At 70.7% G+C, this 17,979-nt stretch carries 17 protein-coding genes; 12 read left to right on the top strand and 5 right to left on the bottom strand.

Annotated features, from left to right (window positions below; translation table 11 throughout):
- Positions 1 to 333: 333 nt before the first annotated feature.
- Positions 334 to 693 (bottom strand): hypothetical protein, encoded by a 360-nt coding sequence (locus IE262_RS34175; protein WP_189879199.1) that lies wholly within the window; start codon positions 691 to 693, stop codon positions 334 to 336.
- A 125-nt stretch (positions 694 to 818) separates the two neighbouring features.
- Positions 819 to 1,016: a hypothetical protein gene (locus IE262_RS34170; protein WP_189879197.1), complete on the bottom strand. Its 198-nt coding sequence runs from the start codon at positions 1,014 to 1,016 to the stop codon at positions 819 to 821.
- Positions 1,017 to 1,318: 302 nt separating this feature from the next.
- On the opposite strand from IE262_RS34170, the gene IE262_RS34165 reads away from it, so the two are divergent.
- Entirely contained in the window at positions 1,319 to 2,110 is a 792-nt protein-coding gene (locus IE262_RS34165) for a class I SAM-dependent methyltransferase (protein WP_189879195.1), read from the top strand.
- Between the two features lie 96 nt (positions 2,111 to 2,206).
- On the opposite strand, the gene IE262_RS34160 is transcribed toward IE262_RS34165, so the two are convergent.
- Both IE262_RS34160 and IE262_RS34155 read right to left on the bottom strand, forming a co-directional pair.
- Positions 2,207 to 3,085, bottom strand: coding sequence for a TauD/TfdA dioxygenase family protein (locus tag IE262_RS34160; protein ID WP_189879193.1), 879 nt, complete (start codon positions 3,083 to 3,085; stop codon positions 2,207 to 2,209).
- 66 nt (positions 3,086 to 3,151) lie between these two features.
- Positions 3,152 to 3,844 (bottom strand): 2OG-Fe(II) oxygenase, encoded by a 693-nt coding sequence (locus IE262_RS34155; protein ID WP_189879191.1) that lies wholly within the window; start codon positions 3,842 to 3,844, stop codon positions 3,152 to 3,154.
- Between the two features lie 250 nt (positions 3,845 to 4,094).
- Here IE262_RS34155 and lxmK point away from each other — a divergent pair, with 250 nt between their 5' ends.
- The 11 genes from lxmK (at position 4,095) to IE262_RS34100 (ending at position 16,720) form a co-directional block, all read left to right on the top strand.
- The gene (gene lxmK / locus IE262_RS34150) at positions 4,095 to 5,183 is read left to right on the top strand and encodes a class V lanthionine synthetase subunit LxmK (protein ID WP_189879189.1); all 1,089 of its coding nucleotides are present in this window, start codon (positions 4,095 to 4,097) and stop codon (positions 5,181 to 5,183) included.
- Between the two features lie 5 nt (positions 5,184 to 5,188).
- Positions 5,189 to 6,178: a T3SS effector HopA1 family protein gene (locus IE262_RS34145; RefSeq protein WP_189879188.1), complete on the top strand. Its 990-nt coding sequence runs from the start codon at positions 5,189 to 5,191 to the stop codon at positions 6,176 to 6,178.
- Positions 6,179 to 6,236: 58 nt separating this feature from the next.
- Positions 6,237 to 7,511: a YcaO-like family protein gene (locus tag IE262_RS34140; protein ID WP_189879186.1), complete on the top strand. Its 1,275-nt coding sequence runs from the start codon at positions 6,237 to 6,239 to the stop codon at positions 7,509 to 7,511.
- Positions 7,490 to 8,158, top strand: coding sequence for a TOMM precursor leader peptide-binding protein (locus IE262_RS34135; RefSeq protein ID WP_166681511.1), 669 nt, complete (start codon positions 7,490 to 7,492; stop codon positions 8,156 to 8,158). Before IE262_RS34140 ends, IE262_RS34135 begins: the two co-directional genes overlap by 22 nt.
- Positions 8,158 to 9,966, top strand: a complete 1,809-nt coding sequence (locus IE262_RS34130) for a hypothetical protein (RefSeq protein ID WP_189879184.1) — start codon at positions 8,158 to 8,160, stop codon at positions 9,964 to 9,966. The genes IE262_RS34135 and IE262_RS34130 overlap by 1 nt, the downstream gene beginning before the upstream one ends.
- Complete coding sequence (locus tag IE262_RS34125) at positions 9,963 to 10,544, top strand: hypothetical protein (RefSeq protein WP_189879182.1); 582 nt, start codon at positions 9,963 to 9,965, stop codon at positions 10,542 to 10,544. Before IE262_RS34130 ends, IE262_RS34125 begins: the two co-directional genes overlap by 4 nt.
- A complete protein-coding gene (locus tag IE262_RS34120) occupies positions 10,541 to 11,491 on the top strand; it encodes a sulfotransferase family protein (RefSeq protein WP_166681508.1) in 951 nt (316 codons plus the stop codon). Before IE262_RS34125 ends, IE262_RS34120 begins: the two co-directional genes overlap by 4 nt.
- Before the next feature lie 123 nt (positions 11,492 to 11,614).
- On the top strand, positions 11,615 to 11,785 hold the full coding sequence (locus tag IE262_RS34115) for a hypothetical protein (RefSeq protein ID WP_166681507.1): 171 nt from the start codon (positions 11,615 to 11,617) through the stop codon (positions 11,783 to 11,785).
- Between the two features lie 241 nt (positions 11,786 to 12,026).
- On the top strand, positions 12,027 to 12,830 hold the full coding sequence (locus IE262_RS34110; protein WP_166681506.1) for an AfsR/SARP family transcriptional regulator: 804 nt from the start codon (positions 12,027 to 12,029) through the stop codon (positions 12,828 to 12,830).
- An 87-nt stretch (positions 12,831 to 12,917) separates the two neighbouring features.
- A complete protein-coding gene (locus IE262_RS34105) occupies positions 12,918 to 14,702 on the top strand; it encodes an ABC transporter ATP-binding protein (protein WP_189879181.1) in 1,785 nt (594 codons plus the stop codon).
- An 89-nt stretch (positions 14,703 to 14,791) separates the two neighbouring features.
- Positions 14,792 to 16,720 carry an ABC transporter ATP-binding protein gene (locus IE262_RS34100; protein WP_189879250.1) on the top strand — a complete coding sequence of 643 codons (1,929 nt, stop codon included), beginning with the start codon at positions 14,792 to 14,794 and terminating at the stop codon, positions 16,718 to 16,720.
- Here the strand turns inward: IE262_RS34100 and IE262_RS34095 are convergent.
- Entirely contained in the window at positions 16,683 to 17,903 is a 1,221-nt protein-coding gene (locus tag IE262_RS34095; RefSeq protein WP_189879179.1) for a cytochrome P450, read from the bottom strand. The genes IE262_RS34100 and IE262_RS34095 overlap by 38 nt on opposite strands.
- Positions 17,904 to 17,979 lie beyond the last annotated feature (76 nt).

Raw genomic sequence — 17,979 nt, 5'->3', positions numbered from 1 at the left:
CTCTCGGTTTCGGGACGGTCACTGTGAGAGACGGTGTATCGTGGGGGTTTATTGATCCGAAACGGTAGTGTGATGCGCCGGAAATCCCAGATTTAAGTCTCTTGCTGGTTTTTCGGTGGCCAGCGGTGCCAACGCCTGGAGAGAAGAGACCTGCGCTACGGCTGCACGCGCTGGAGCAGATGCTGGAGCGATGCCGAGATACTGGACACGGCCCTGATCCGGCGCCTGGCTCTCCATCCGGACATCGCCCCGGCAGCCAGAACGAACCGGCGAGAGACCCCAGCGGCATCGCGACCAAGCGGCCGGTAGTCACCGGCGGATCGCTGAGTAACGTCAGCGGTGGATCTTGGCGCAGGGGGTGCCATCCGCTCTGTTGACCTGGATGCACAGCCACGTGCCGTCCCGGAAGCTTCGGCCTTTCAGATTCCAGTCCACGGAAGAGAGCTTCGTCCTCCCGGCAGTGACCGGAGTCGCGTCCTTCCACCTGGTGATGTCGGTCCGCTCGCCCCTGTAGACCGTGTACAGGCGGCCCCGGACACCGGTGCCGTGGCCATCCATCCAGCCGCCTGCCCGCTTCACCGACAGGCCCTTGCCCTTGACGCTCAGCCCCACTTTGCCTTCGGTGACGGTCGCGTCCGCGTTCGCGGGAACGGCCGCGCAGGCCAGAAAGAGGAACGCCGCTGCGGCGGTCATCATGTGTTTCATGGTTCGTCCAAGAGGAAGTTTGATGCGGGCAGTTACGGCGCCCGGCAGGTGATCACATGGTGGGCGTCCCGGTCAGCACGGCAGGGCCCGGTACGTGGTCGGGGCCACCGTCATCAGCAGCGATTCGGCGATGGCCCGCACGGCGGCCATGCCGCACGGTCGGGTTCGTCGCACACCAGATGCGCGGGGAACATCAGCGGCTCCGCCCCGTGGGCGAGGGAGAGGAACGCCTGCTCCAACTCCCCGAGCGGCGAACGAAGGGCGCTCTGCGGACGGGCGGCGGGGCGGTGGGCTTGGCGACGGTCGTACATGGCGCATCTCCCGTGAGGTGGCGGACAACTTCCGCCGCCACCCCTCCCAGGTCCCCGTGCCACCGCCGCCCCACCCGCACGCCAGCGCCGCGCCACCCGCGGCCGAATGGTCCGGCTTGCACGATGACTCGCCTCCGGTCCTCCCACGATCGCCTGCAATGACGCCTCAAATGGAGCAACATCGGCCGCGAGCGGTGCCCGCCGTCCCGCCCCCGTGCGCGACGCGTATGGGGCCCGTATCCGCGCCCTGCCATAGTGGCGAGCGTTGATCGGTTGTGGTGTGCCTTTGCAGAGGAGAGCTCGTGGAGGCGAATGGTTCTCCGGGTCCGCGGATCGGTGACGCGTTCGGGCTGCAACTCTCGGACGCGGTGCGTCTGCAGCGGCCCGTCACCGCGTTCGTCGAGCGTTCGGACGGACTGATCGTGCCGTCCGGCTCGGCCCAGTGGCTCAACGGAGAACAGGAGTGGCCGTCGGCGGTCCGGGACGCGTTGGCGAGGGCCCGGGGGCCCGTGCTCGACGTCGGCGCCGGCAGCGGCAGGCACGGCGCCTTTCTGGCCCGCAGGTCGATGCATGTGACGGCGCTGGACACGTCGGCGCTGGCGCTGGGCATCTGCCGGGACGCCGGAGTGCAGGAGACCGTCCGCGGCGACGTGACGGAGCTGGAGCACCGGATGCGGGGGAGGGAGCCGTTCCGGACCGTGCTGTTCCTGGGCAACAACGTCGGACTGCTCGGTTCCGTCTCTCGCGGCACGGACATTCTCCGGCAGGTGCACGCGATCACCTCCGCCGATGCGCTGATCATCGCGGAGGGCAGGCGTCCGGTGGGCGGCACCGCGGACAACGATGCCTATGCCGAGCGCAATCTCGCGCGTGGCGGGCTGCCGGGCGAGCTGGTGATGCGTCTGCGCTACGGCACCACGGCAACCGACTGGTTCCCCTACCTGTTCTGCGGGCCGGAGGAGCTGGAGCGCATCGCGGGGGCCGCGGGCTGGCGCCTGTGCGATGTACAGGACTTCCGCTACCCGGGCGCTCCGTCCGACGCGCCCCTGCTGTCGTACACGGCGGTGCTGCGCAAGCACGACGGGGACGGGTGAACCGGATCCGTACCGGGGGCGCGTGCGGCCCTTGCGGTCTGCTGGAGCCCTCGACGGCACCGGGAGGCCCCCTCCCCCGTCGGGGAGGGGGCGAGGTCATGCCCGGGGCCGGGTGCCGGTGATGGACACGCGTTGGCCGTAGCGCCCGTGGGGGAAGTAGTCCCAGACGGCGTGGTGCTGGACGCAGCGGTTGTCCCAGAACACCAGTGTGTTCGGCTGCCAGCGGACCCGGCACTGCAACAGGGGCGTCCGGGCGACGTGGGAGTACAGCATGTCGAGGACAGCCGTGCTCTCGGCCTGGGAGAGCTGGGTGATCTTCGACATGTAGGGGTTGTTGACGAAGAGCAGCTTGCGCCCGGTGTCCGGGTGACGGACCACGATCGGGTGTTCGCTGCGCGGAACGTCGTACCCGGGCGGTGGATTACGGCCCTTCCGCAGCCAGGGCAGTGCACCGTTGTGGAGGGCGGTCAGTTCCTCCAGGAACGTCTGCATCGCCGGCGACAGCAAGTCGTAGGCGAGATGCATATTGGCGAACAGCGTGTCGCCGCCGCTGCCGGTTTCCGGAACACGGGTGACGTACAGCATGGAACCGAGCGACGGCTCGGCGTCGGCGGTGCCGTCGTGGTGCCAGCTGTCTCCGGCGACCCAACGCGATTTCCTGCTCGAACTGATCTCCAGGATGTACGGGTCCGAGCCCTCGGCAGGGAGCGCCACAGGGTGGAGGGGGCCGAAGACTCCGGCGAACCGCTTGTGGTCGTCGGGGCTGAGGTCCTGGTCGCGGAAGACCAGCACGTGATGGGTGAGGAAGGCGTCCTTGACCTCCTTCTCCTGCTCGGGCGTCAGTTCCTTGGACAGGTCGAGGCCTGATATCTCGGCTCCGAGCAACGGAGTCAACGGGTCGACGGCGATCGTGTCGTACGCCTGGTGCGTCCGGGTTGTCAGCCGCTCGATGGCGTCCAGCGCGAACCGTTCCATGGGTCCTCCATCAGGTGTTGAGCGATCCGTGGGGATCTCGCTTTCGGGACGGCCCGGTTCACGGCGTCAGGACGCGTCGGTCCGGCACAGCCAGCCATTGATGGCGAACCGGCTGTTCGCATGGTCCCCGCCGGGGCAGCTGACAGGCATGACCTCGTGCAGGGCGGAGGGGAGGAAGAAGACGACACTGTTGTGGTCCGGGGCGTAGTCCCGGTACGTGCAGTCCTCGCGGCGCAGACCGTCGTGGTGGACGTTCAGCGGCAGGGCGGAGTCGTACATGCGCAGGGCCCCGCCGGTGAACGGGGCCGGGGTGCGGTGGAGGTAGTACACGAAGGTCACCACACGCTTGGCGGCCGCCAGGCCGCTCGCCACGTCATGGGGGCTGACGTCCTGGTGGGCGCGGTAGAAGTCACCGTCGTTGTGCACGTTCAGCGTGAAGGCCGGCCGCGTTCCGGCGCAGGAGACGCCGAGGACCTTCTCGACCTGGCCGACGACGGCATCGATGGCGGTGAGCAGTTCCGGAGCGGAGAAGCCGCGGTGAGCGAGGGAACTCCGCGTGCGCGTGTCCAGGTGGTTCCCGCGCACGCGCGCGGGGAGCAGGTCGTCCCGTTCGGCCGATACGGCGCGTTGCAGCAGCCCTTCGGCCGTCGGGGCGGGCAGAAAGTCCGTGATGCGGCAGACCTTTGTCGCCGACTGCCATATCGCATCCGCGCTCACCGGCGCTTCCCACGCCGCCGTGGTGTCGACCGCCTCGGTCATCGCTTTCCTCCGCACCTCTCCGCATTCATCCGGTCCGTATTTCCGTATGTGTTGCGTCGGCCGTCCGTACGGAACGCGTCCGTACAGAAGTCAGTCGATGGATGGCGAAGTTAGTGAGGTTATGGATGGTGCGTCAATTGCTTTCGCTCATGACGTGCGAGGCGCGTATGCCGTTCGTATCCGTCGCTGACGCGGAATGTACGTGCGGGGCGCGTATGTGTTTCGTGCGGGCGGCGGCAAGACTCAACACATGCTTCCGCCGAACGGTGCGAGAATTCCAGATCTCGCCATAGTCAACCCATTCCTCGAACGGTTGGGCCTGGGCAGGCTGTCGCCGGACCGGGTGGTCACGCATCCCGGCCGGCACCGGAAGTGCTCGGGCTTCACCACCAGCGGGCGTGGAGTGTTCGTCAAGCAGCTGAACGAGTCCCTCGGCTGCCCGGCTCCGGGCGTCGGGAGGGCCAGGTCGTTCGAGGCGCTGCGGACGCCCGAGTTGTCCGGGGCCGCCCTTCTGGGCGCCGACGACGACCGCAACCTGCTCGTCTTCGAGCTCGTCGAGGATGCCGAGCCGGGGGACCTGCTGGCGCGTGAGGGCCGGTTCGACACCCGACTGGCCCGCCGCCTGGGCGAGATGACGGGTGCCCTGCACGAACTGCCCGCCCGCGCGGAGAACGCCTCCCTCGACACCTCCCCCTCGCGATATCCGCCCCTGGAGTCCCTGGAAGGGCTGACGCTCACGCAGTACCAGTCCGCCAGTTCGGCTGTGCTCCAGGGATGGCGCCTGGTGCAGCAGGACGAGGAGGTCAAGGAGGCGCTGCGCGCGATGCGCCGCGACGAGGACACGTCGCCGAAGGTGCCCACGCACGGCGACTTCCGGCTCGACCAGGTCCTCGTCGCCGACGGACGGACCCACATCATCGACTGGGAGGAGTTCCGACTCGGTGACCCGGCCCACGACGTGGGCATGTTCGTCGGGGAGTGGCTCTACCTGGCGGCCGACCGGGCGGCCCGCGGACTGCACACCGGGCCCGTGGGCGATTCCGGGACGGTGCTCGGCGTCAGCCGCGAGGAGGTCATCGACCGGACCACGGTCGAGTTGCGGGCGATACAGCCCATGGTGGGGGAGTTCTGGTCCGGCTATCGGTCGGTGCGCCCGGCGGTCGATCCCGATGTGCCGCGCCGGGCCGCCGCATTCGCCGGATGGCACCTCTACGACCGGATGTTCAGCGTCGTGGCCAAGATGATGGTGCTCAGCATGACCCAGTACGTGGCCAATGGCATCGGGCGCAGAGCGCTGCTCAAGCCCGGTGAGATCGCCGGGCTCCTGGAGATTGGGTGAGGTCGATGTCACACACAGCTGACCTGTTGCTGCCGGAACTCGAAAACGCCTTGGAAAAGGTCGAGTTGCGGTCCGATGGAATGGCCGCGCAGGTCGACGGCCACAAACTGGAGGCAAACAGCCCGCGGCATCTTTCGGTCCTGCTCCGATGGAGTCTTTACGATTTCCTGCATTCGGGGCGCGGGCCGGACACCTACAAGTCCAAGGACGTTGTCCGGGACGCCGCCCTGGAAGCCGAACTCACCCGGGTCATGCCCCACCAGGAGACGGTCACCAGCGCTCGGGTGGACGGACGCAGGGGCGATGAGCTGCTGGCCTCCGTCGACGGCACACGGGTATGGGTGTCTCAGGACCGCAGGATCGCCGACGCCCCGGGGGACGGCGAGGTGGTCTACCTGTCGATGCCGGCCGCACGTCCCGCTCTCTCACCCGGCTTCTTCCTTGCCGACGGCAGCCGTGGGCGCTCCGTGCGCAAGCCGATCCTTCGGGTGTACGCGCATGTGCGGAGCATCGACGCGGTGCCGGGTGTCTGGGCTGCGGCGCTGCGCTGCCTGGAGGACAAGGGCGTCACCTACCGCGCCAAGGTGGCCTCCTCCCCGCTCCTGCTGCCGCGTCGTGACGCGCTGGTGCTCTTCCTGGGCCCGGACGGCTGGGACGCCGCCCTGGACATCGTCGACGCACTCGACGGGCTGCCGGGCCTGGGAGACGAGGCTTCCGTGTTCGCGCGGCGGCTCGCGCCGGGAGTGTCGATGGCGTGGCATCCCTTCGCCCGGCGGTCGCGTGGCCCGTCCGGACTCAGCTTCGGCCAGCACCGGGCAACGGCCGTGGCCCAGGGGCTCGTCGACCATGCCACCGGGACCCACCGGGGCTCTCGCAACGAGGCCGTCGCGGACGCGTTGCGGGAGGCGGGGATCGACCCCGCCGCCCCGTTCCGCCACGAGGACTCACCGGAACTGGACTTCGCCCGTACGGACCCGCGGCCCGCGCGGAGCTGACGGACGGACCGGACCGGACGGACCGGACGCCACCGCAGGAGGGAGGAGAGGCAGGAGCATGGTCGGATTTTCACCGGAGTTGGCGGCAGGCGTGCGTGCACTCGTCTCTCCGTACGGCGTCGTCTCCGAGGTGGTGCCCGGCACACCTGTCCGGGGCCTGACAGGGCTGTCCCTTGCCTCGGCCAGGGTGAACGGTGCGCCGGGCGTCGAACGGCCCGAGGAGTTCCGCGGCTCGGGCCGCAGCCCGGCCGGTCCGGGGGACGCGGAGCTGATCGCCATCGCCGAGGCCGCCGAACGCTACGCGGGCGCCGACTTTCCCGGCAGCGAGGAACGATGGGCGACCGTCGCGGAACTGGACGGACCGGTGCTGGACATGACAGCCGTGCCCCGTTGCTCGGAGACCGAATACGCGAGCGGTCACTGCCCGGTCGTCCCCTTCCGGGCCGATGAGCCCATCCGATGGCAGCGGGGGCTCGACATGGCCTCGGGAGAGGCGGTGTGGGTGCCGTCCGTGATGGCGCGTCACGGCATGCGCCGCCTCGCCCCCGCGGAGCGCTTCTGGAACCGCATCTCCACGGGCTACGCGGTGCACTCCGACCCGGCCGAGGCCCTGCTGCGCGGTCTGTGCGAGGTGTGCGAGCGGGACTCCGCGGCGCTCGTCTGGCAGCAGATGCTGCCGCTGCCGCGCATCGAGTTCACGTGTCCCACGGCGGAGCTCTCGGCACTGCTCGCCCACGGCGAACGGCACTTCGTCACGACGCATTTCTATGACGCGACGACGGACATCGGAGTGCCTACCGTCTACTGCGTGCAGGTCGCCGAGTACGACGACTCCTGCCGCCGCTCGGTCGGTTGCTCCGTCGGCCGCGACCTCACCGAGGCGGCGCAGAAGGCCCTGCTCGAAGCCATTCCCGCGCGTGCCGTGTTCCACCGCGCCGATCCCGACGCGTACGCCCTGGTCATGGCCGGAGCGCAGTTCATGGGCAGGCCGGAGCAGCGGCACGCCTTCGACTTCCTGCTGGAGCAGAGCCGCACCCGCCGGGCCGAGGACGGTACGAGCCTGCCCCGGCATGCGGGTCAGGCCCTGGCGCAGGTGGTCGGCGCCCTCTCGGAGCGGGGCATGCAGGCCGTGGCCGTCGACCGGACCACGCGCGAGCTGGCGGCGGCGGGGCTGACGGCCGTGTGCGTGGTCGTACCGGGGCTGCAACCCCTGACCTTTCACCGGTACGGGCAGTACCGGGCCCATCCGCGCCTGTACTCGGCGCCCGTTGCCATGGGCTGTCCCAGCCGACCGGAGGAGGAGTTGAACCCGTGGCCCCAGCCTTTCCTGTGATCGCCACCGGAGCCTTCGGCGAGCGGGTCGGCCGACTGCTCGCCGAGACCCGTCCCGGCGTCGAGGTGCTCTCCGCATCCGAACTCCGGCACAGCTTCAGTGAGTTCAGCGGCCCCGTCGTCCTGGCCGCCTGGCGGCCCGAGCCCGCGCTCTGCGAGGAGATCGACGCGCTGGCGTACGACGCCGGACGGACCTGGCTCCCGGTCGTCCTGGAAACCGCGGTCGTCCGGGTCGGCCCTCTGGTCCGCCCTCCGTACGCCCCCTGTTTCGGCTGCTACCGGCGCAGGCGCAGCCAGCACGACCTCCAGGCGCGGACGACCTCGCTCCTGACGGACCGTTACGACCGCGATCCGCACTGCGGCCCCGGTGGATTCCTGCCCCACCACGCCAGGGCGGCCGGCTCCGTCGCGGCGGCGTACGTGGACGGCGCACCCGGCACCGGTACGGGGCTGGTGAGCACCATTCGGCTCCGGGAGTGGGGTGTCGACGCACACCGCGTCGTGCCGTGTCACGGGTGTACGCGCTGCGGTGTCCGCGATGCCCCGGACACGGGTCTGGAGCGCCTCAGGGCGGTCCTGCCGGCTCACCCGGTGCCGCAGGCCCTGCCCGAAGGGTCGCCGCGTCGTGATCCCTCGGAGGCGCGGTGATGAGCGGGCGTGCGCCGGCTTCGGGAGCCGTGCGGGTCGGTGGCCGGGCACGGCCCGCCCTCTGCCGTGGGCTGGTGCTCGTCGACGCTCCCGGTGGGCTCGTACTGGAGGGTGGCCCGCACCGGATGCTGCTGAGCGGCGAGGCCGCCTCCGGATTCCTCCGTGCGCTGCTGCCCCTGCTGGACGGACGGCACGGCCCGGACGAACTGTGCGCCCTGCTCGCCGTCGAGCCCGCCGACCTCACCCAGGCGCTGGAGCTGCTGGACGACTGGGGCGTACTGGAGTCGGGCAGCACCGTGCGGGAGGAGCAGGACGAGCACCCGGAGGAGAACGTGCCGGAGCAGACCGTCACGTACTACTCCCGCACGGCCGCCCTCACGGGTGGGCACGCGTCCGGTGCGTCGGTGCTGGACGAGCTCTCCCGGTCTCATGTGCTGCTGGTCGCCGACGAGCCGCTGACACGGATGCTGGCGGAGGACCTGACCGCCGGTGGGGTCGGCAGGGTGTCCACCCCGGGCAGCGTGGGAGCCGGCCGCGAAGTTCCCCAGGACTGTGACCTTGTCGTGGTCGCCGACCGGCCCGGTGCTCCGGGCTGCCTGGAGGACTGGGTGGCCACGGCCTGGGCGAACGGCGTCCCCGTCCTGCGGTTCGCGACCGGAGACGGCGCGGTCGAGGTGGGACCGCTGTTCTGGCCGGGCGAGTCGGCGTGCGTCGGCTGCTTCCGCCGTGGCGGTGGGGCCGTGGGCGCCGTGGGCGCCGTGGGCGTGGAGGGCGTGGAGGGCGTGGAGGGCGTCGAGGGCGGCGCGCGGGCGCTGTCGGCCTCGGCCGCGGCCATGGAAGTGCTTGCCGTCCTCGCGCGGACGACGCCGGTGACGACCCTCGGCGCACGGGTGGGCACCACCACCGCGGGCGGTCGTACGGAGCATCACCTTTTCGCGCCCCACCCCTCGTGCGACATCTGCGGGGATTCCAGTGGCGGGGATTCCCAGGACGGGGCGGTGGACGGCGCCGTACGGCTCATCGAGGCGTATGAATGGCGCCTGGCGCTCCCGCCCGGTCGGCTGCTGCCCGCACCGCGTCTGCTCGCTCCCCGGCGTCAGCTGATGCGACAGGCGTCCCGGCGCCGCGTCACGCTGCACACCTCGCCCGGCGGGCGGCTGCCGGAACGGCCAGGCCCACGGTCGCCCCGCCGGCGCGACGGGCATCCCGGCGCGGACGATCCGGTTACGGCACTCTCGGCGCTTCTGCCGCACACGGCAGGCACGACCGCCGCGTACGGCGCCGACCGGGGTCCGGACGGGACAGATGGAGCGGACGGGGCCCACGGGGCGGGCAGGACGGACAGGGCGGATGGGATGGACAGGGCGGACGAGAACAGCCCGGTCCCCGTCAACGCCTACGTCCTGACGGACCTGCCCTGCCTCGACCTGCCCGGCCAGGTCTTTCTGTACGACGAAGCCGGCCACCGGCTGTTGTCCGTGCGAGCCGACTCCCCGCCGTGGAGACCTGCCGTGCTGTCCTCCGGGCCGGATGTCGCCTGCTTGGATGCGGTGATCGTGCTCGTCGCGGATGCCGGTCCGCTCGCCGCGGAGTTCGGGGACGGTGCCCGGCGTCTGGCGCACCTGGATGCCGGAATCGCGGCGATGCGGCTGGCATCCGCGGCACGGGAGTTGCGGATCCCGCTCTCTTTCGAACTCGGCTGGAGCGACCGCCTGCCGGCGGTCCTCGAACTCGACCCGACGAGAGAGAGCGTGGCCGCGGTGGCCGGACTGCTGGGCGGCCCGGGAACAGGGGAGGTGCACGGATGACGCCGCCGTCGATGGCCGACGCGGTCGCCGCGGTGGAAAACGCGTGCCGTAGCGCGCGGTCCGCCCCGCGCGAGGAGCCGGAGCGCCGGCACCGGACGGACGAACCCCCGGCCGTCGTACGGGAAGTGGCGGCAGTGCTGGAGACCGCGTTCCGGTCCCACGGACTGGCGGTACCGGACCAGACTCCGTACGGGATCGTCGCGGTGACGGGCCACGCCGGACCGGGCGTGCCGCGCGCCGCGTTCGCCACGGTCGACGCGGTGACGCTGTTCGAGGCGGAGTCCTCATGGACAGGGGTTCTCGCCGACGCGTACCCGGACGTGGGGTGGCTCTTCCTCGTCTGCGCCGATTTCGGGAGGATGCGCGGCCCGCGAGCCGGTGCGGCCTACCCGGAACTGCTGGCGGGGGCCGGAGCTCTCGCGCACGCTCTTCGGCTCGCGGTCTCCTGCCCGCGGCCGGGCGCCAGGATCCATACCGGCAGCCACCGTCCCGTGACCTCGGCCGTCCGACGCCGGCACCCGGGGATGCGCCACCTGGTGACCGTCTCCGCCGGCCCTCTCGATGGGAGCCCCACATGACCGCAACAGTTCCCGCGGGCGGAGCGCCCCACGGCACCGAACCCGTTGTCGCAGGGCACCCGGATCCCCTCTTCATCCTCTCCCCGCCCCGTTCGTTCTCCACGATCACCCTGGCCCTCCTGGCGGGGCACCCGCGGATCTTCGGCTTTCCCGAGATGCTGGTCTTCGCCAACGAGACGGTGCGCGACCTCGTCGGCGAGGACGGCACGGAGGCGGAGCGGTTCCCGCCGGAATACCGCCGGACCCGCTTGAGCGGGGTCTGCCGTGCCATCGCCCAACTCCACGAGGGGGAACAGACGGCGGAGGCGGTCGCCCGAGCCGAGGAGTGGCTGAGGGAACGCCCCGACTGGCCGATGCCCAGGATCCTGGATCACCTGCTGGACCTGGTCAGCCCGCAGGTCGGGGTGGAGAAATCGCCCGACACGGTGGCCACGGACGACTCCCTCGACCGGTGCCTGCGCAGCTATCCGAAGGCCCGCTACCTCCACCTGACGCGGCACCCCGTGACGACCCAGCGCTCTATGCACAACCAGAACCAGCAATACCTCACGCACCGGAAGGTGCGCGTGGTCGGAGCCGCTTCCTCCTGGTACCTGTCACACCGGCGGATCATGCGGACGCTCGGCGAACTGCCGCAGCGGCAGTGGATGCGGGTCCGCGGCGAGGATCTGGTCAACGAGCCCCGGGTGTGGCTGCGCCGAATCCTCGACTGGCTCGAACTGGAGAGTGACGAAGCGGTCATCGACCGCATGGTGCACCCCGAGTCGTGGTTGTTCGCCAACAACGGCCCTGCGGGAGGGCTGTTCGGAGGCGACCACAAGTTCTTCAGCGCCCCTGATCTCCGGCCCGTCCCGGATCCCGGTCCGGTGACATTCGACCCGGAATGGGACTTGCCGGAGGAGATGTGCAGGCGAATGGCGGTGCTGGCAGACGAATTGGGCTACTGACCCGCTCGTAAGAGAAAGGAAATCGGGTGACAAGTTTCCGGTGTTCTTCGCCGGTCAGGCCTCCGCCCTCCGGCGGAGGTGCTCGACCGGTCCGAGATGAAAAGAACCGAAAGGAGTTTTTCCGTGTCCAAGTTCACGATTCGTGATGTGTCCGAGTCCGGCTGGGAGTCGCTCGTGGTGACGGCCCTGATGGGTATCGAGGAGAGCCCGGGCTGGACCGACTGCTGGCCGACCGGTGGTACCAGCGGCGTGTGCTGCACCACATCGCCGGCCGCGCCCGAGCCGCGTAACTGAGTGCCTCGGGCAGCTGAGTGACAACGCACTGAATGGAGCGCGGTATTCCGGATTCCGCGAGATCGGGAATACCGCGTTCCGTTTTCTGTTCGCGGTGCCATGACAAGGGGACGGCAAGCCGATGGCTAGATCGTGCTGCCAGGGTTGGGGCCGTCGAATTCCCTTTGTCAAAGCGGCGCGCCGGGCGATTCGGGGCGGCAGACGAACAGGGAGTTTCGCGAACAACGGGGAGGTTGTTTCGATGTCAAGTTCCTTGACGTTCCAGATTCTTGGTGTGGTGGAAGCCCGGATCGGCACGGATCTCGTCCGGCTCAGCGGGAAACAGCGGTCTTTGCTGGCGGTGATGCTGCTTCAGGCCAACTGCACGGTGACCAACACACGCCTGATGGACGCGGTGTGGGGGAGGCCGCTGCCCGTGGCCCCTGAGACGCGGGTGCGCACCCTTGTCTCCGAACTGCGACGATCACTGTCCCGTCACGGGTTCGACGGTATCCAGACGAAGCCGTCGGGATACGTGATCCGTGTCGAGGACGGCCAACTCGACCTGAACGTTTTCCTCGCCAAGGTCCGGCAGGCGCGGGAGGCCGTGATCAACGGCGTTCCGGGCGCGGCCCTGAACGCGTACGACGAGGCCCTGGCCCTGTGGCACGGCACCGCCCTCACCGGGGCGAGCGGTCCGTTCGCCGACGCGGAAACGGCCCGCCTGGAAGAAGTCCGGCTGACCGTCATGGAGGAACGCTTCGGCGCACTGCTCCAACTCGGGCGCCCCGCCGAGGTGGTGACCGACCTGAGCCGGCTGGTCCTTCTCCATCCCTTGCGCGAGGGCCTGCACGCCCAGCTCATGACCGCCCTCTACCGCTGCGGACGCCGCAGTGAGGCGCTGGATCTGTACCGTTCGCTGCGCAGCCGACTGGTGCAGGAGCTGGGCATGGAGCCCCTCACCGAACTGCGCAATCTCCAGCAACAGATGCTCAGCAGCGAGCCGGTCCCGGACCTGGCACTGCAGGACCAGCTCACCGGTCCGGCGCACGCGCGGCGGCGTTGAGGACGCACAGGACTGACAGGACCGACAGGTCTGATCGGACGCAGAGGTCTGAGCGGACGCAGAGGTCTGAGAGGACGGAAGGGCGCTGTGCTGACGAACCTGCTGCGTACACATGTCCGGCGGCGCCTTCTTCCGATCGCCCTGATCCTGGCGTTTCAGCTGGCACAGACCACGGCCGCCCTGTGCCTGCCGGCCCTCAACGCCGATCTTGTCGACCGGGGAGTGGTGGCCGGCGACGTCGGCCACGTCCTGCGCACCGGGGCCTGGATGGCGGCCGCCACCCTGGTGCAGCTGGCGGCTTCCGTCGGTGCCGCCTGGCTCGGCGCCCGCACCGCCCTGGACGTCGGCCGGGAGCTGCGCGCGGCCGTCTTCGGCCGGGCCCTGGCCTGCGCCGAGCACGAGGTGAACCGCCTCGGCGTGTCCTCCCTCGTCATGCGCACCACCGGCGACGTCCAGCAGGTGCAGATGTTCTGCCTCACCGCGTGCACGGTCATGGTCACGGCACCGTTGATGTGCCTCGGCGGAATCGGCATGGCGTTGCGGCAGGATGTGGCGCTGTCCGGGATCGTCGCGGTCGTGGTACCCCTGCTGGCACTGGCCGTCGGGTGGGCCGTGCGCCGGGCCCGTCCTCTCTTCCGGGACCTGCAGCACCACCTCGACGTCACCCACCGCGTCCTGCGTGAGCAGATCACCGGTGTGCGGGTGATCCGGGCCTTCGTGCGGGAGACCCATGAGCGCGAGAGGTTCGACCGGGCCAACACCGACCTGCTGGACGCGGCGCTGCGGTCCGGACGTCTGATGGCCGTCCTGCTCCCCGTCGTCATGCTGGTGGTCAACGCCTCCGCGGTCGTCGTGGTGTGGGTCGGCGGACACCGCATGGCCGACGGCACCCTGCGGGTCGGCGCCCTGACGGCCTTCCTCACCTACCTCGCCCAGATCCTGGCCTCGGTGATGGCGGTGGGATCCCTGTTCGTCCTGCTGCCCCGCGCCGAGGTGAGTGCGGAGCGGATTGCGGAGGTACTGGACACGGCATCACGCCCGTCCCCGACCGCCGGACCCGGCGCACCGCGATCCGGGCGGCCAGGGCCTGTCTCCCCTGCCGCCGTGCCAGGCGCCGCGGGCCCGGTGGGGCGAAGGAAAGAGGCCCTGGAGCTGCGGGGCGTCGGATTCCGGTATCCGGGCGCCGAGGAGCCGGTGCTCCGGGACGTCACGCTGACCGTGAGGCCCGGCGAGGTCGTCGCCGTCACCGGATCCGCCGGGGCCGGCAAATCCACGCTGCTCGGCCTGATGGCGCGCAGGTTCGACCCGACGTCCGGGGCCGTCCGTCTCGGCGGCACGGACGTACGCGCGCTCGGCCGGGCCGACCTGGCCGGCGCGATCGGCTACGCGCCGCAGCAGCCTCACCTCTTCTCGGGGACAGTCGCCTCCAACCTCCGGTATGCGAAACCCGGCGCCTGCGACGAGGAACTGTGGCGGGCGCTGCGCATGGCCTGTGCCGACGCCTTCGTGGCCGGGCTGCCGGGCGGCCTGGACGCCCCGGTGCGGCAGGGCGGGAGCAACTTCTCCGGAGGACAGCGGCAGCGGCTGGCCGTCGCCCGGGCCCTGGTGCACCGGCCCGCCGTCTGCCTCCTCGACGACCCCTTCTCGGCGCTCGACCAGGCCACGGAGGCGCGACTGCGAACGGCCCTGGACGGCGAGGCGACGACCGCGGTGGTCGTCACCCAGCGGGTCTCGGCCCTGCGTGCCGCCGACCGCGTCGTGGTGCTCGACGAGGGACGGCTCGTCGGCATCGGCCCGCACGTCGACCTGCTCGATTCCTGCCCGGCCTACCGGGAGATCGTGCTGGCCGCGACGAGCGGGGAGGCCGCCTAGTGCCGCGTCAGCCAAGGTTTGCCCGTGAAGGAGCGGCGTCCGGTGCGTGCTCTCGGCGTGCCGGGCGGAAGACCCCGTTGATGGACCGGATGTACTTGGGCTTTCGGCCGGTGCGGCGAGAGGGCGTGCCGGGCGTCGCGACGGGGCGAACCTTGGCTGACGCGGCACTAGTGGCCGTCGGCGGCAACGGTTCCCGCTCCGGGCCAAAGGGGCGACGGCCGACGACGTTCCGGCGGACCGCGATCCGCCTGCTCGGTCTGCTCGCGCCCCGGCGCCGTACGGTTCTGCTCGCGCTGGCCCTCGGCGCCGCCTCGGCCGGGCTCACCGCGCTCGGACCGAGGCTTCTCGGGCATGCCACCGATCTCGTCGTCGGCGGGTCGCCCGGCGCCCCGGCCGCCTCCGGTGTCCCGTTCGGAGCCGTGGGCCGGGTTCTGTGCTGGGCGCTTCTGGTGTACACCGGCGCCGCGATCTGCGCGCTGCTGCAAGCCAGGGTCACCCTCCGGGTCATCGGCCACCTCGTGCACGACCTGCGCGCCCGCGTCGAACGCAAGACGGCACAGCTGCCGTTGAGCCACCTCGACGGCCGGCCGCGCGGCGACACCCTCAGCCGGGCCACGCACGACGTCGACAACATCGCGCAGTCCCTGCAGCAGACGCTCGGCCAACTCGTCGGTTCCACGATGACGGCGGTGGGTGTCGTCGTCGTGATGAGTTGGACCTCGCCGTTGCTCACCCTCGTCGCCCTCGTCACCGTGCCGCTCTCCGGGACCGTCGCGGCACGCCTGGCCCGTCGCGCCCAGCGGCAGTTCAAGGCCCAGCGCGCCGCCATGGGCGCGCTCACCGGGTACGCCGAGGAGACGTACTCGGGACATGCGCTGGTCACCGTCTTCGACCACCGGGAACAGGCCGAGCGACGGTTCGCCCGGCACAACGGGGACTTCCACCGGGCGAGCCTGAAGGCCCAGTACCTGTCGGGCCTGATACCGGTGGCGATGGCCTCGGTCGCGAGCCTCACCTTCGTCCTCATCGCCGTCGTGGGCGGGCTGCGCGTGGCCGCCGGCGCCCTGACCATCGGCACCGTGCAGGCGTTCGTACAGTACGCCCGGCTCCTGGGCCAGCCGCTCGGCCAGTTCGCGGGCACGGCCAACCTCGTGCAGTCGGCGGTGGCCTCGGCCGAGCGCGTCTTCGAACTGCTCGACGCCGAGGAGGAACCGCCCGACCCGCGGCCGGCGGCTGGGGCCTGGACCCCGCGTCCGGTGCGCGGACAGGTGGTCTTCGACCGGGTCCGCTTCTCCTACGACCCTGAACGGCCCCTCATCCAGGATCTCTCCCTCACCGCCGGACCGGGCACCACGACCGCCGTGGTCGGGCCCACCGGAGCAGGCAAGAGCACCCTGGTCAACCTGCTCCTGCGCTTCCACGAAGTACAGGGCGGGCGCATCCTCCTCGACGGGACGGACATCTCCCGGATGCCGCGCGGCGAACTGCGCCGGCACATCTGCACCGTCCTGCAGGACACCTGGTTGTTCACCGGGACCGTCGCCGAGAACATCGCGTACGGCAGCCGGCGCGAGGTCACCCGGGAGCAGATCGTCGCGGCGGCCCGTGCCGCGCGCCTCGACCGTCTCGTGCGCACCCTGCCCGACGGCTACGACACGCTGATCAGCGAGCACGCCACACAGATCAGCGCGGGAGAGAAACAGCTCATCACCATCGCCCGTGCCTTCCTGGCGGACGCCCCCGTGCTCGTCCTGGACGAGGCGACCAGTTCACTCGACGCGCGCACCGAGGCACTGGTCCAGGAGGCGATGCGCGAACTGCGCGCGGGACGCACCAGCCTGGTCGTCGCGCACCGCCTCGCCACGGTGCGCGACGCCGACGCCATCCTGGTGATGGCGGACGGCCGCATCGCCGAACGGGGCCGGCACGCCGAACTGCTGGCCGCGGGAGGCGTCTACGCGGGCCTGTACGAGGCCGGGTTCAGCCCTTCAGGACACAGCGCACCGGAAAGAACTTGAGCCCTCCGGAGAAGGTGGTCGTCAGCTGCACCGGCGCGCCTGCGAGGGTGGCCGACACCAGGCGGGGAAGCAACTCGGCGAAGAACTCCTCGATCTCCAGCCGGGCAAGCGAGGCCCCCAGGCAGTGGTGGACGCCGTACCCGAAGGCGAGCTGCCGGTTCGGCGTCCGGCACACATCGAACCGATGGGGATCGGGGAAGACGGACTCGTCGCGATTCGCGGACGGGTAGGACAGCAGCACGGCCTCGCCCGCGCGGATCAGCACGCCGCCGACGGTGTGGTCCTCACGGGCGGTTCGCATGAACGCCTTGACCGGGGTGACCCAGCGGATCATCTCCTCGACGGCGTCGGGCAGCCGGGCCGCACCGTCGCGCAGGGCGCTCAGCTGGCCGGGGTTCTCGATCAGGGCCCGCAGTCCACCGGCGACGGTGACGCTCGCCGTGTCGTGTCCGGCCATGAGGATGATGACGAACTGCGACAGCACCTCGTGGTCGTCCAGGAGGCGTCCCTCCACCCGTGCGTTGGCGATGACCGACGCCAGATCGTCCCTGGGGTGCGCGCGCCGGTCCGCCGTCAGCTCCAGGAAGTAGGTGTAGAACTCCCGCATGGCCGCGGTGCGTTGTTCCGGTGCCATGGACCGGCGTGCCGCCGGGGTGAAGCGGCCGACCGTCGCGGCCTCGGAGTCGTCCAGTCCCAGCAGGACGAGCAGCACGTCCAGCGCGTAGACATCGGCGACCTCACTCACGAACTCGCAGACCTCGCCCTGCCGCCGCGCCATCCGGTCCACGGCCCGCCGGGCCAGGTCCCGGATCCGTGGCCGCAACGCGGCGACGGCCTGCGGGGTGAACCGGGACGCGGTGACCGCGCGCATCACCCGGTGCTCGGGGTCGTCCAGGTGCGCCAGGGGACGCAGCAGTTCCTTCTTCCCGCCCCCGGTGCCGGGCGCGACGGTGCGTGCCGGGGCAAGCATCGGCCGCGGCGCGCTCAGGAAGACGTCGCCTCGCCGCTCCACCTCCCGGACGTCGGCATGGCGGGTGACCGCCCAGAAGGGGTGGTAGCCGGGGGGCGTCACCCAGTGGACCGGGGCCTCGCGCCGCAGCAGGTCCAGGGCCCGGTGCAGACGGTCGTCGTCGGCGTAGGCGGTCGGGTCGGCGAGGGTCAGGCCGGCTTCGGCGACGGACATCGGCACCGGAATTCTCCCCTGAATATCGAGAAGCAGCGGCCTGGATTCCTGAGGCTCGGAATACGTGGGCCATGGC

The sequence above is a fragment of the Streptomyces bluensis genome (assembly GCF_014650715.1).
GTDB classification, from domain to species: Bacteria; Actinomycetota; Actinomycetes; order Streptomycetales; family Streptomycetaceae; genus Streptomyces; species Streptomyces bluensis.
Note: the sequence above shows the minus strand (reverse complement) of the source record. Positions and strands in the feature narration are given on the sequence as shown.